Source organism: Desulfosporomusa polytropa, from assembly GCF_055380075.1.
In genome coordinates this window covers 5,186,775-5,201,054 of the sequence record NZ_AP042400.1, presented here as the reverse complement: position 1 = coordinate 5,201,054, position 14,280 = coordinate 5,186,775, and the positions used below count along the sequence as shown (strand labels likewise).

The 14,280-nt window shown below is 42.3% G+C and carries 11 protein-coding genes; all 11 read right to left on the bottom strand.

All coding sequences use genetic code 11. The features are described 5' to 3' along the window. Nucleotides 1-85: 85 nt before the first annotated feature. The 11 genes from ppnP (ACZ449_RS26195) to ACZ449_RS26145 all read right to left on the bottom strand — a co-directional run bounded on the left by ppnP (ACZ449_RS26195) (nt 86) and on the right by ACZ449_RS26145 (nt 14,092). Complete coding sequence (gene ppnP, locus ACZ449_RS26195) at nt 86-403, bottom strand: pyrimidine/purine nucleoside phosphorylase (RefSeq protein WP_464258945.1); 318 nt, start codon at nt 401-403, stop codon at nt 86-88. A gap of 46 nt (nt 404-449) precedes the next feature. Beyond that, entirely contained in the window at nt 450-1,988 is a 1,539-nt protein-coding gene (locus ACZ449_RS26190) for an alanine/glycine:cation symporter family protein (RefSeq protein ID WP_464258944.1), read from the bottom strand. Nucleotides 1,989-2,224: 236 nt separating this feature from the next. Next, nucleotides 2,225-4,603, bottom strand: coding sequence for a trans-4-hydroxy-L-proline dehydratase (gene hypD / locus ACZ449_RS26185; RefSeq protein ID WP_464258943.1), 2,379 nt, complete (start codon nt 4,601-4,603; stop codon nt 2,225-2,227). 6 nt (nt 4,604-4,609) lie between these two features. Further along, complete coding sequence (locus ACZ449_RS26180) at nt 4,610-5,512, bottom strand: trans-4-hydroxy-L-proline dehydratase activase (protein WP_464258942.1); 903 nt, start codon at nt 5,510-5,512, stop codon at nt 4,610-4,612. A 290-nt stretch (nt 5,513-5,802) separates the two neighbouring features. After that, nucleotides 5,803-6,120, bottom strand: coding sequence for a pyrimidine/purine nucleoside phosphorylase (gene ppnP, locus ACZ449_RS26175; RefSeq protein WP_464258941.1), 318 nt, complete (start codon nt 6,118-6,120; stop codon nt 5,803-5,805). A gap of 87 nt (nt 6,121-6,207) precedes the next feature. After that, the gene (gene proC / locus ACZ449_RS26170) at nt 6,208-7,017 is read right to left on the bottom strand and encodes a pyrroline-5-carboxylate reductase (RefSeq protein ID WP_464258940.1); all 810 of its coding nucleotides are present in this window, start codon (nt 7,015-7,017) and stop codon (nt 6,208-6,210) included. Nucleotides 7,018-7,201: 184 nt separating this feature from the next. Beyond that, nucleotides 7,202-8,527, bottom strand: coding sequence for a porin family protein (locus ACZ449_RS26165; RefSeq protein ID WP_464258939.1), 1,326 nt, complete (start codon nt 8,525-8,527; stop codon nt 7,202-7,204). Between the two features lie 162 nt (nt 8,528-8,689). After that, complete coding sequence (locus ACZ449_RS26160) at nt 8,690-9,754, bottom strand: M24 family metallopeptidase (protein ID WP_464258938.1); 1,065 nt, start codon at nt 9,752-9,754, stop codon at nt 8,690-8,692. 21 nt (nt 9,755-9,775) lie between these two features. Next, nucleotides 9,776-10,978, bottom strand: coding sequence for an amidohydrolase family protein (locus ACZ449_RS26155; protein WP_464258937.1), 1,203 nt, complete (start codon nt 10,976-10,978; stop codon nt 9,776-9,778). 50 nt (nt 10,979-11,028) lie between these two features. Beyond that, on the bottom strand, nt 11,029-12,528 hold the full coding sequence (locus ACZ449_RS26150; RefSeq protein WP_464258936.1) for a peptide MFS transporter: 1,500 nt from the start codon (nt 12,526-12,528) through the stop codon (nt 11,029-11,031). A gap of 61 nt (nt 12,529-12,589) precedes the next feature. Then, nucleotides 12,590-14,092, bottom strand: a complete 1,503-nt coding sequence (locus ACZ449_RS26145; protein ID WP_464258935.1) for an oligopeptide:H+ symporter — start codon at nt 14,090-14,092, stop codon at nt 12,590-12,592. Nucleotides 14,093-14,280 lie beyond the last annotated feature (188 nt).

Sequence of the window (14,280 nt, the reverse complement as noted above, 5' to 3'; positions counted from 1 at the left end):
TATAAATGGCCTGAACTCCTATGTACTGCGGAGTTCAGGCCATTTATTTTGCCTTGAAAAATTTTACATCTGATTGTATTTTAATCTATCTTTCCCCATACGAACAGCAATAATCAACTACTGTTACTACCTCTACCTTAAACCGTGAATTAGCCGGAACATGGAAAGTAGTGTCAGCTTTGTAAGTACTCCATTCCTTTTGGTTTGGCAACAATACCTGGAGTTCACCTGCCAAAATTTGCATTACTTCGGCCGCATCAGTGCCAAATTCGTAATCACCTGGCAGCATGATCCCCAGCGTCTTCTTACTGCCATCAGCAAAGATTACCGTACGGCTAGTAACTTTCCCGTCAAAATACACATTTGCCGCCTTAACAACAGTTACATTTTTAAATTGTTCCATTCTTTGGCCTCCTCAATAGCGGTCACCCATATGCTAATCAGCAAAATCAGCTATTTAGCTGAAAGTTCCCCGATTTTTCAACAGTGATTTTTCCTTTGCCGCTCTCTCTTACAGCAGTGATTTTATCCTTGTTAATCTCTTTCCAGAGATCTACATTCGCAATACCGACTTTGTCAGGATCAAAGAAAGGTACCTGATCTGCCTTACGTTGTTCCTCATAGTCATTCAGTATAGCAACGACCTTCGGGAACAAAAACCACAGCATTAACACATTCAGCCATACCATCATACCGCATGCCAGATCAGCTGCCGCCCAGGCAACAGACGAAGTGGTGGTGGAAAAATAAATATACACCATTAGTACTATAACTTTCATAACCAAATAAACATTTTTACGTGTACTCTCGCTGGCATTGCCTAAGATATAAGCCATACCGGTTTCAGCTTGATAATAATAGCTGAGAATTGTCGTAAAAGCGAACAATACTACTACCACACCCATAACGAATTCGCCCAGACCAGGCATAAGTGTACCAACAGCCTCCTGGGGAAATACAATACCGTTCTTACCGGCAGCAGCTAATTCCGCCATTTTGGCAGAACCGGAACCGATATAACCGGAAGCCGTATTGAAGCAGTCAGTAACCAGAATCATGAGTCCTGAACAGGTACATATTATGATGTCCATATAAATACCGAAGGAATTAGCCAAACCCTGACCGGCAGGATGTGCCGCCTCAGCCGCAGCCGCAGCCGGAGTTTCTTCACCCATACCGGCACCGGATGCGAAGGTGGAGCGTCTAATACCCATAGCAATCGCACTGCCCATCATACCGCCGAATACCGAGCCTTGATTAAATGCAGATGCAAAAATCCAACTAAACATGGTCGGGATTCTATCATAATTAGCAATTAGTACAATTGCCGTCAACAGCAAAAAAAGACCTACCTTGATGGGAACAAGAATCCCAGCAAAGTTGCTGATACGTTTGATACCACCGAGGATGATGATGCCCAGAAATATTGCACCAACTACGCCGGTCATCAACGGGGAAATCCCCAAGCTGTGATTTAAGCCTTCGCCGATCATATTGGCCTGAATGCCAGGCATACCGAACAACATTCCCACAACAGTGACTATAGCAAACAGTTTAGCAAACCATTTCCAGCCCAAACCGATTTCTGCACAATAGTATGCACCGCCGCGGTACTCACCGTCAACCCGAATTTTATATAACTGTCCCAGTGAGCATTCTGCAAATGATATAGCGGCAAGCAAAATAGATGTAACCCACATCCAGAAGATTGTACCCGGACCTCCCAGATAAACAGCCACTGCCACACCGGCGATATTACCTACACCAACACGGGCAGCCATGGTAGTCCAAAATGAATTGAAGGTGGAGATGCCGCTTTCCGAGCTTTGGTTACTTACCAGATTTCTCACCATATCCTTTAAATTACGGACTTGGGTAAAGCGGAGTCTGATGGAAAAATATACACCTGATACAACAACAAATACTAACATAGCCGATGACCAAACATAGTCATTTAAGAGATTAAGTATACTTCCAAGATATTCCATACTAAAAATTCCCCCTTATCATTGCATAGGACGATTAATGGTATAATGATTCCTTTTGAAGTTGTGCGCATTTTGATGCTTCGCTTAATAGAACTCCATCCCCCCTTACCTTCTACCTCTCAGGCACAAATTAATCTCCTGACGCCATGCAGTCAACGCACTCGCGCTGACTGCATGGCGCCTGAAGACTAAATGGCACAAACCGGAAAATTTCCGGATAGAACCCAGGAGTTGCCTTAGAAACTGCTATGCTCTGTTCTTTCGATAATTTCATCCTGTAAGGCTTTTGTAAGATTATTGAAGTAATCGCTGTAACCGGCAACCCGTACAATAAGATTATTATATTTTTCCGGATTTTTTTGGGCATCCTTTAATGTCCGGGCATCAACTATATTAAATTGAATATGGTGTCCATCCAGTTTAAAGTAGGCCCGAATTAAGTCTTTTAGTTTTTTGAGACCTTCTTCGCCTGCCACTACTTGTGGTGTAAATTTTTGGTTAAGTAATGCTCCACCGGTTCTGAGCTGATCCATTTTTGCTGCCGATTTAATTACTGCAGTCGGGCCATTTCTATCAGCTCCCTGTACAGGAGAAATACCTTCTGAAAGAGGTCGCTCGGCTTTTCTGCCATCTGGGGTGGCACCAATAACTGAACCAAAATATACATGGCAGGTAGTTGGCAGCATTTCAATCCGATAGGTCCCGCCAGTTGGGGTTTTTCTTCCGTTTACAACTTCATGGAAGATTTCGAATACCTTGAGCATAATAGTATCGGCATAATCATCGTCATTGCCGTATTTTGGTGTTTTGTTTAAAAATAACTGACGTACTTTTTCATGACCTTCAAAATCAGCTTTTACTATATTTAATAACTCACCCATTGAAAATTTCTTATTATCGAACACATGATATTCAATGGCTGCTAAACAATCTGTAATACTGCCGATACCAACACCTTGGATATATCTAGAGTTATATCTGGCACCACCGGCATTATAATCCTTACCCTTTTCAATACAATCATCAATAACGAGCGACATAAATGGAGCCGGCATATATTTTGCATACAGCATTTCAATAATGTTATTGCCTCTAATCTTGATATCAGCAAAATACTTGACTTGTTTCTTAAATGCTGCCAACAGCTCATCTAATGAACCAAATTGTGTTGGATCTCCTGTTTCAATACCCAACTTTTTGCCAGTCCGCGGATCAATGCCATTGTTAAGTGTAATTTCCAGTATTTTTACAAGATTAAAATATCCTGTTAAGATATAGGCTTCTTTACCAAAGCAGCCTACCTCTACACAACCGCTGGTGCCGCCGCAGCGCGCATCCTCAAGGCTTTTTCCCTGGCGAAGAAGTTCTTCCTTTACTGCGTCAGTATTGAACACAGAAGGAAAACCCATACCTGCCCGAATTACTTCAGCAGCTCTAATAACAAATTGATCTGGATTCTTTCTACTAATTTGTACATTTGTACTAGGTTGCAGCAGTTCCATTTCCTCAACAGTATCTAAGAGTAAATAGGATAATTCATTAACTCCGTTACTGCCATCAGGGTTGATTCCGCCAATATTAATATTGCAAAAATCTGTATACGTAGCACTTTCCTGCAGAGTGATACCTACCTTAGGCGGCGCTGGCTGGTTGTTAAATTTCACCCAAAAACATCCAAGTAATTCTTTCGCAGCTTCACGCGTCAATCTTCCTGCCTGAATATCTCTTTCATAGAAAGGATAAAGATGAATGTCAAGTTTGCCTGGGCAGAAGGAATCCCACGTATTTAATTCTGTGACTACACCCATGTGGACAAACCAATATGTCTGCAACGCTTCTCTAAAGGTTCTGGGCGCATATGCTGGTACATGGCTGCAAATCTCAGCAATTTCTTCTAGTTCTTTTTTTCTTGCAGGATCTTGTTCTTTGCCAGCCAACTCTCTGGCCTTGTCAGCATGCCTTTGAGCAAAAATGATAAGCGCATCACAGCAAATTGCCATTGCTTTTAATTCTTCTTGCTTTTCATAAGCTTGCACGTCCTGTTGATAATCCAATGCTTGAAGATTCTTTTCAATAGTTTTTTTGAATTCCAGGAAGCCTTGCTGATATATTTTTCCGCCTGCAACCGTGTGGCCTGGTGCTCTTTGCTCCATGAATTCAGTAAAAATTCCCGCTTCATAGCAATCTTTCCACTCTGGTGTCATTTGGTCAAACATCAGGTCACGAATGGCTTTATCTTTCCAGAAAGGAATAATCTGTTCTTCGTGAATGTGCTTTGTTTTTTCGTCTACGCGAAAAAATATCTTATCCCGTTTATCCATAACATCAAAATCTTCTATCGTATGGCAGCATAGTTCTGGATAAGTTGGTGCCTCCTGCGGACCTGTTCCCCGTTCTCCGACAATCAGCTCACCCTCATTGATGCAAATAGTCTTATTTTCCATTAGATATTTTAATGTTAATGCCCGCAATACTGGGATAGAAACCTTGCCTGCGTGTTTTTTATAAGCTTCGGTTACCAACACAGCCCTTTCGATAGAAATTCGTGGAACTGCATTAACACTCTGCGCTCTTAATTTTGCAACTCTGGCATTGACGTTCATTTTTTTTGCCATTTCTAATCATCCTCCAACTTTAACATTTAAGCCAAAGACTTTTAATTTTTGAGAAACTTCATCCATTTGTTTATCTGAGCGAGGCTGAAGAGCAGATAGTTGATATGTTTTTCCCAGCCTAGTGTATTTATCAATAGCAATATTGTGATACGGTAATAGAAACACATCTCTCAGATTCAATGACGATATAAACGCGCCCGTTTTTTCAATATTCTCGTCATCATCATTAACTCCCGGTATAACAGGTATTCGAATCCAGATGTTACTGTTACTAGCGGCAAGCTTTTTTAGATTCTCTAATATAGGTTTATTGGATACACCCGTACATTTTTTGTGTTTTTCCTCATCCATAAGCTTAATATCATATAGAAACAAGTCTACCTTGTCTGCTATCCTGGCAATTGCTTCCTCAGATGCATAGCCGGAAGTATCCAAAGCCGTATGAATACCCTTTGATTTACAAGCAGTAAGAATACCCTCAAGAAATTCTATCTGCATTAAAGATTCGCCACCCGAAAATGTAACTCCACCACCGGATTCTTCATAGAAGACCCTATCTTTTTCTATTTCTTTCATGACATCCGCTACAGTCATCGTCTTTCCGACCATATCCATAGCGCCAGTAGGACAGGCCTCCACACACGCTAGGCATAAACTACATTTTGCTCTATCTCTTGTAAAACCTTGGTCAGAAAATGTTATTGCTCCATTGGGACAGCTTTTCATACAATCTTGGCAGCCGATACATTTATTTTCCAGGAAAATTATTTCCGTTTTTACTGCCAAACTTTCGGGATTATGACACCACCAGCAGGCTAATGGACATCCCTTCAGAAAAATAGTAGTTCGTATTCCCGGACCATCGTGGATTGAGTATTTCTGAACATTAAATACCGTTCCTGTAATCAAAAAATCACCGCCCATCAACTTCGTTTTTTACAATAATCTTTTCCGTTCTTTATGCATAATGATTTTGTAACACTATAGAGCAATAACCGTGCCAAATATTGATATTTATCGTAAAATTATTGACGAGTCCAGCTGTGCCGTACTTTTGTCCGGTTATATATTATTTTTAAAAAATATTTTATTTTCGAAATTACAAAACGTCCCAAAAGTGAGACCATCATTAAATTGACATTGTCTCGTTTTAGGGACGTTTTGTATAACTTATGATTCATGATTTATTGTATTTTAATCTATCTTTCCCCATACGAACAGCAATAATCAGCTACGGTTTGTACCTTTACCTTAAACCGTGAATTAGCCGAAACATGGAAAGTGGTTCCAACATTGTAAGTACTCCATTTCTTTTGGTTTGGCAACAATACCTGGAGCTCGCCTGCCAAAATTTCCATTACTTCGGCTGCCTCAGTACCAAATTCATAATCACCTGGCAGCATGATTCCCAGCGTCTTCTTACTGCCATCAGCAAATAGTACCGTACGGCTAGTAACCTTCCCGTCAAAATACACATTTGCCGCCTTAACAACAGTTACATTTTTAAATTGTTCCATTCTTTCTGCCTCCTCAATAATTTAACTTTCTTTTCCGAACTCAACGCTAGCAATGAAATGTTTTACGACACAATAACTATAGACTCACTATGTTCTGCTAAGCAACCTTGATTTATCTGTACAAACTTTAACTGCTTTAATCACAGCAGACCTAAAGCCATCATTCTCAAGTGACGCTACTGATTCAATGGTCGTACCTCCCGGTGAACAAACCATATCCTTTAGTGCTCCAGGATGAATACCTGTTTCAAGCACCATTTTAGCAGACCCCAAAACCGCTTGGGCTGCAAATTTATAGGCAATGGCCCTTGGCATTCCCTCTCTAACTCCGCCGTCAGCCAACGCTTCGATAAACATAAAAACATAAGCAGGAGAAGAACTCCCAATGCCAACAACAGTATCAATTAATTTTTCAGAAATGATTTCTGTCTTACCAAAACTCTCAAATAGTTTATTTATTTCCTGTAATTCATCGTTAGAAACGTTTTTATTACAGCATAATCCTGTCATTCCTTCATTAACCAAAACTGGAGTATTTGGCATTGCCCTTATAACTTTGATATTTTCCCCGACAATTGATTCTACATCAGACAAACTTTTACCAGCAGCAATGGTCACAATAATTTGTTGTTCATTAACAATATCCTTAATCGAATTTACTACGGCATCACATATATCAGGCTTGACTGCGAGAATAATAATATCCGCCTCTGCCGCTAATACTTTTGAGTCATCTGTAATCTTGATTCCATAAGCCTTGTGTAGAGAGTCTAATTTTTGACGGTTGACATCTGATGCAATAATTTGATGACTGCCTAATATTTTGGCCTTTAAAATTCCCCCTACCATGGCTTGACCTATATTTCCTGCGCCAATAAATCCTATCACATGATCCATAAACAATTCCTCCACCTCAAATCCATATGACTATTCTTAAACTTCGTAATATCGCAGCAGCATCATAACTAAGCATTTTTTCCGCATATTATGAAGACACTCCCATACTCATGGCTTTTATACCATGTTTCAGAGAGCGTCTCCTTTTGTCTACAAATCAATCAACGTGAGTGTTGAATTTTTATTAGAAATAATAAGACAGTTCACTACGGAACCACTGTGAACGGCTACCTTCGGGGACAGCAGTCTTATAATCTATTGCATCATTATCTGCAAAATATTTGGTATCATAATAACGCAAGGACCATAGCATGTTTTTTGCGGGAACATAGGTGAAGCGGTAAACCATACCCTTAGTACCCGGGTTAACCCAGTAAGTAGTATAAATAACAGAATTTTTCTGAAAAGCCTCATAGTCAATAGTAAAGTTATATGATCCTGGTACCTTTTTGTCATATTTTTTATAAGCTACGCCGAGAACATATGCCTTGCCGGCTGAATCAGCGCTGGTTTTCCCATAAGTGCCAAACAAAGTAACATCTTTGTTTAATGCCGTAGTTATATTTACGTCATAAACTTTCATGGGGTCAACCCCATCACTCTTGGAATACCATTTTTGGTAGGAAGCTTCCACGTTGGTAGTTTTACTCAGACCATAGTTAAAGTCAACAGCAGCAATTTTAGAAAACTGCGAAAGATAACTACCGGAAGTAGTACAACCAAGGACATTGGCATCGGCTTCCGCATAAATCACTCTAGTCTTTAATTCTTTGCCAAATTCAAATCTAACACCACTTACAACATCATCAAAAAGTATGCCCGAGCCAAAGACATGATCAAATTTACCGGCAGTCATGATTGTGCCAGCAACAGGCCCGGTAACATAGGCACGAGTCACATCAAAAGCACCTTGATATCCCGCTGATCCCCAGCTACTATTGTTAGTGCCACCAGCACCTTTATCCTTGTACAAGCTCTTGAAACTTTCCCAACTTACACCGACAGTCCAATCCTCGTTGATTTTGGTAGTAGCATTTATTCTTAGTGAGTTTTTTAAGGCATGGTAACTAGCGGCGGAGTTCCCATCATTTTTTCCATTTTCATAGCGGAGATAGTAGTACCCCGAAAATTTCGTCATATCATTTTTGTTTTCTGGTTTAGTTTCTGGTTTAGTTTCCGCCGGTGAAGAACTAATACCAAGATGATCTAATTCACTTTTGAACTCTGTTGCTAATTTTTCAATTTCCGTTTTTTGTTCTGTACTGGCGTTGTCAGCATTAGCCATCGCTTCTGCTACGATCATAGCTATTGCATAACGAGTCAGCATTTTCTTGCCATGGGATGCGCTATCATCATAGCTGTCCACAATACCGGCCTGAGCCAATTTTGCGACGGAATCGTAGGCCCAATGCCCAGCTGGAACCTTGGCAAAAGGACTAGCGGCGAACGCAGTACCAGCTATACTCAAAATAAATACGAAAATGATAAGTGGAATTAACTTTTTTTTCATTTGTTCACTTAATCCTCTTCTATATATTACTATAATTATAATTCCTTAGCGGCCGACCTCGAACACTTCTTAGCCATCTCCTAGATCCAATTAGCGTTCGCCCTAGCATAAATTTCCAGCCTGTTATGCCTGGCCAACCACAGTTGGTCAGGCATAATCAAGCTACAGTTCAATCAGGTCATGTGTGGTACTGATCATATTTTCATAGCCCTCAGCTGTAATGAGAATCTGATCTTCTATCCGAATGCCGCCCCAGTTGGGAATATAAATACCTGGCTCAATGGTGCGAACATTACCTACTTCCAAAACTTCATCACTGTTCGGACTCATAAATGGGATTTCGTGAACAAAGAGACCAATCCCATGCCCAATTCCGGTGTAATGATAACCGTAATATTCGGTGCCCTCAATGGCTCTGATAGATTCTTTATACACATCCTGAAGCGGTACACCGGCTTTCATTGCACCCAGCGAATCTTCGAGCATTCGTTTTTCCAAATCATATACTTCCCGCTGCTTGGCACTGGCCTTGCCAACAACCACTGTTCTGCTCATATCAGACATATAACCATTAAACTGACAGCCAAAATCCATGAGTACCAAATCGCCATACTCGACCGCTTTGTTTGATGGAATACCGTGCAGCAAGGACGTTCTGGCCCCTGAAATCAGGATATTGCCATAAGGCTGAGTGTCCGCCCCTTCCAGAACCATGTACATAGACAGCTTAGCAGCAAGATCTTTTTCAGTAACTCCCACCTTGATATCCTTTACAATTCTTGAGAAGGCCCGGCAAGCAATTTCACAGGCTGCCCGGAGATATTCAATTTCCCGGGGGGTTTTAATTGAACGCATCTTTTCAATAACGTCGGTGGTCAGAACAAGTTCAGCCCGAATAGCCTTACTGAAACCATTATACTGGTTATAACTCATTGCACCGCCTTCAAACCCGATATGCTTAAGATTATGTCTTTCCGCCAGACAGCCGACAGCATCGCCCAAGGTCTTGCCCGGTGTCCGCCAAACATATTGTTCATAAGACGGACACTCAATTCCAGCCTGTTCAGTATAGCGAGGGTCAGTAATAAAATAGCATTTTTCCTTAGTAATCAGAAGATACGAATCGGCACCCGTAAAGCCGCTGATATAGCGCACATTCTCTCTCGCTGCAATGAAAAATCCGTCCAGTCCTGCCTTTTCCATATAGGCAAGCAATTCCTTTTCCATACTAACATCTCCATTTTTCTATTAGTTCCTGCTCTGATAAACCATTTTACCGCCAAGATAAACGCATTTTACATGATTTAGTGCAGTGATATCTTTGGCAGCCTCGCCCCCAACAACCAGAATGTCGGCTTCCAGACCTTTAGCCAATTGACCGGTGACATCCTCCAACCCGAGCACTCTGGCAGGATTAACGGTTGCCGTACGGATGGCCTCCAACGGTGTAATACCGTACTCTACCATATAACCTAATTCCCGGTTAATCGGTAGCGGCGGCGCCCCATAAAGAACCATATCGCTCCCGGCCATCACGGTAACACCGGTGTCATAAAGCTTTTTAAAATTATCCCGGTAGGCGAATGCGGCGGGGCCAAAATAATCACAATCGCGGGCGGCGGCAGCGGCAACCGGGTTAGATAAATCTCCGCCTTCTTCTTTAATCTTCAGACAATACTCGTACAGATACGTGTAGGCGGTAATAGTCGGTGTCCAGGCCTGTCCATTTTTAGCCATTTTCTCGGCCTGTTTCACCGTCATAAACGTGCCATGCTCAATTGTGTCGAAACCGGCGTTGATACACATCTCAACAGACGGCTGCGTTCCGGCGTGAACAGCGGTTTTGATGTTCCGGCGGTGGCATTCATTCACCGCTGCATCCAGTTCTTCCTGCGTAAATTCCGGGATGTCGGAACGGTGGCTGGTTAATAGCTTAATCCAGTCGGCTCCATCTCGGCGTTGACGTCGGATGGCAGAACGGATATTTTCAGCTCCATCCACCTGTTCAATCCCATCAGTGTGTCCATGGCCGCCGCTCATGCAAATACCGGCATCGGTATGAATAATCCGAGGCACAGGTACATAACCTTTTTCTCCTGCCAGCCGCAACTGTTTGCACAGGTTATGGGGCGAGCTAAGATCCCGGACGGTGGTTATCCCCAGGGTCAGAGCAATTTCGGCCTGCTTAGCCGCGTAATAAGCAATAAGAAAATCATCATAGTTATCAAGATCAGGCTGGCTGTAATAGTAGCCCAAATGCACATGCATATCAAACAGCCCTGGAAGAATAGTGGCATCTCCATAATCCACTACACTTTCACCAGGATAACGGTCGACTATCTCACGAGCCAGCCCCACATCCTGGATTTTGCCCTTGTCCACAACGACTGCACCCTCCTTCAGTAAGGTCACACCATCGCCGGTAATCAGATTTCTTGCTAAAATAATCATGTGACTTCCTCCTCATATAATAAGTTTTGAAAAATTAAGCAAAAACTAAATTATGAAGCTTGAGCAGTTGTACTGGTAAGAATAGCAGTTGCCTTTTTGTTAAAAATCCAAAGTAAAAGACCTACCATACAAGTTGCCAAACCAATTCCTGTAAAATATTGGGCTTCTTGACCGACGTGATAAAAATTAACAGCCAGTGAACTTAATCCAGCACCAGTAGACTGACTCAACTGCCATACAGTCATCATTTGCGCAGTAAATGCCTTCGGGGCTACAGCACTGGCAGCAGCCATACCAACCGGCGATGTCATCGCCTCGCCCCAGATGATCAAAGCATAGAATACCATCAGCCACATTGGACTTACTTTTACATCCACCGAATAGAGAAGAAACGGAATGACCATAAATAATGGACCTAATCCCCAGAAAATCGTGCCAATGCCAAATTTTAGCGAAGTTGATGGTTGCTTATTGCCCATTCTTATCCAAAGCCAGCTACACACGCTGCCAAAGACGACCGCCATAACGGCCGGTACGGTCTGGAAAGAAGCCGGAGTCATCGTGATTCCCATAAAGTTAAGATCAACGCGCTCAGCAGCATAAATAGCCAAAATGGAAGTAGACTGCCACCAAATCATCATCGCAAAACAGTTGCAGATAAATATCCCGATAAACGGTCCAATGCGCCTTGCTTCTTCCTGAGAGGTTTTTTTGCTAGTAATGATGATGTACAGATAACACATTGGAATAAAGATGCTGATCGCACTGACGCTATTGCAAAATAAAGTTGGAGTAAGAATATCGGCTGCAAACAGGCCTCCAATGATTGCCGCCAACAGCACTATGCTGGCCACTATTTTTAAAATGAACCCTTGCTTCTCGCTGGCTGGAGCGGGATCGTCCGGTTCCATGCCAGCGGTGCCGAATACTTTTTTAGCGGTCAGCGCATATACGACAAGACCAAGGCCCTGAACGACCGCCGCAAACAAAAAGCCAGCATGATAATTCAACAAAAGCGCAATGGTACCCGTAATCACCGGAGCAACGGCGCCTACATTGTTCATTATGTACATGACGCTAAAACCGCTGTCCCGCCGTCCATCGGTTTTGCTGTAAAGCTTCCCGGCCAAAGCATAAAGACTAGTACCTGCACACATTGCTGCCACCAAAAGACAACACTGGCTGACAAAGTATAGCATCGGTCCGCCAGGAAACGCCAACAGAAGGTAACCAAGTGTCTTCACCGCAAAATTAATGTATAAAGCCTTGCGTATACCAATTAGGCGATCGGCTACATAGCCACCGACAATACCAGCTAAAAATGACAAGGATCCGTATATACTAACAAACTGCGCGGCATTAGCCTGACTAAATCCCAGTCCCCCTTTTGCCGCCTCAGCATATAAGTAGTAGATCAAAATAGCGCTCATACCATAGTTGCCAAATGCCTGCGCCAGTGCCATGAATGACGTGGTCCCCATTCCTTTTGGATGCCCTATAAATCTTTTATCTTGTGAAAAATCAATTGCAACGACGTCCCTATTGGTCATACTATCAATTCACCCCTCCGCAACTATTACTTCCCCTACTAGTACTTGGATTAATAAAAGCTCAAGCATTCTCCGCTATCTCTGTGCTGGAAATTTTCTCTTCATTATTAATCATGCGGCGTAAAGAAGCTACCCCAAAAACCATCAAAGCAGCAGCAACAGCACTTATGCCGCCAATTTGTAAAAATACATGCGCATAAATAGATAAGGTTTGCAAAGGATCTGTAACACCTTGCGGCGCTGCGGTTAAGGATGCTACCCAGCCACCTGTAACCCCAGAAATCGCAGTCGTCAAGAAATACGCTCCCATTGTAAACCCTATCATGCGCTGAGGCATAAGTTTGGAAATCATAGACAACCCCAAGCCACTAATTAACAGTTCACCTATACTGATGAGCAAATAGGCAAGCACTAGCCACCAGGGAGAAACAAGACCCTCAGAATTAGCAAAATAACTTGCGCCGGCCGCTAGAACCAAAAAGCTGGTTGCACAAAAGGCCATTCCTGCTGCAAATTTAGCCGGCATCGATAAATCTCGACCCTGATTACCATAATAATTGTACAAAAAGGCCAATACCGGACTCACCGCCAGAACCCAAAACGGGCTTAAAGACTGGAATACTTCCGGATTCAGTACCTCCATCCCTAAAAAAGTATGTTCAACATTCTTAATTGCAAAAAAATTCAAAGAAGTGAATACCTGCTGAAAAAGAGTGAAGAAAACAACAGCCTCTGCCATCAAAACAACAGCAACAATCATTTTACTGCGTTCAATGCCCTGACTCTTAAAAATTTCTTTAAATATAATCATAAACACAGTCACTACTACTATAAATAGTATCCAGTGGGCAACGGTTAGGTTGCTGAGCATCCAAGTCGAGGCAGCAATCAACACGGCTAAGCTAACGATAACTACAGCAAATTTTGTATAGTTGAGTGGCTGCAAACCCACTGGTGAGTCGACGCCCTGGAGTAAATGCCGAAAAAAAACAAAGGTTGTGATCGCTAAAATCAGGCCAATAGCGCAAAGATAAAAACCAACATTCAAACCGTATTTTCCACCAATAATCGGTACGAGCAACATAGAGAAAAATGAACCGATGTTTACAGCCATATAGTATAAAGTAAAGGCTCCATCCAAACGCGGATCATCTTGTGCATACATTTTTGACATCAGACTTCCCGGATTGGCCTTAAACAAGCCACAACCCACAGCAATAAATGCCAGCGCAGTAAAAACCATCTGTTTGTTTGCATCAGCCATAGCCATCAAAATATAGCCGATCATCATCGTAAAAGCGCCTAAGATAACTGTACGCTGGGTTCCCAATACTTTATCGCCAACATAACCGCCAATAGCAACAAAACCATATACCATTGAACTAAAAGCGCCAAAAACCACAAAAGATTCAGCATCAGGCATACCTAGACTTTTGACAAAGAATACGGCTAATACAGACTGTAAACCGTAATAACCCCAGCGCTCCCAGATTTCCAGAAAAAAGATAATACTAAACGCACGTGGTTGGCTAAAAAGACTTGGATTTTTGCTATTTTCACTCATACTTATTCCTCCTTATTTATTATTGAATGCACCGGACTGAATAATCCCATATCCCAAAAGAGTTGTCGAGCACCCCTCCCCCTAAAACGCAACCACATATATCCTCATAAAGAAGCCCTGCAGTCAAGCTCCACAATCTAGTGAGAATGCACCTGACCTTGACTGCAGGGCGCCTGAAGACTAAATGT

Excerpts from the sequence above, each read along its gene's own strand:
- ACZ449_RS26150 (WP_464258936.1), bottom strand. The coding sequence starts at position 12,528 with ATGACCAATAGGGACGTCGTTGCAATTGATTTTTCACAAGATAAAAGA.
- ACZ449_RS26190 (WP_464258944.1), bottom strand. The coding sequence starts at position 1,988 with ATGGAATATCTTGGAAGTATACTTAATCTCTTAAATGACTATGTTTGG.
- ACZ449_RS26155 (WP_464258937.1), bottom strand. The coding sequence starts at position 10,978 with ATGATTATTTTAGCAAGAAATCTGATTACCGGCGATGGTGTGACCTTA.
- ppnP (WP_464258941.1), bottom strand. The coding sequence starts at position 6,120 with ATGGAACAATTTAAAAATGTAACTGTTGTTAAGGCGGCAAATGTGTAT.
- ACZ449_RS26165 (WP_464258939.1), bottom strand. The coding sequence starts at position 8,527 with ATGAAAAAAAAGTTAATTCCACTTATCATTTTCGTATTTATTTTGAGT.
- proC (WP_464258940.1), bottom strand. The coding sequence starts at position 7,017 with ATGGATCATGTGATAGGATTTATTGGCGCAGGAAATATAGGTCAAGCC.
- ACZ449_RS26160 (WP_464258938.1), bottom strand. The coding sequence starts at position 9,754 with ATGGAAAAGGAATTGCTTGCCTATATGGAAAAGGCAGGACTGGACGGA.
- hypD (WP_464258943.1), bottom strand. The coding sequence starts at position 4,603 with ATGGCAAAAAAAATGAACGTCAATGCCAGAGTTGCAAAATTAAGAGCG.
- ACZ449_RS26145 (WP_464258935.1), bottom strand. The coding sequence starts at position 14,092 with ATGAGTGAAAATAGCAAAAATCCAAGTCTTTTTAGCCAACCACGTGCG.
- ppnP (WP_464258945.1), bottom strand. The coding sequence starts at position 403 with ATGGAACAATTTAAAAATGTAACTGTTGTTAAGGCGGCAAATGTGTAT.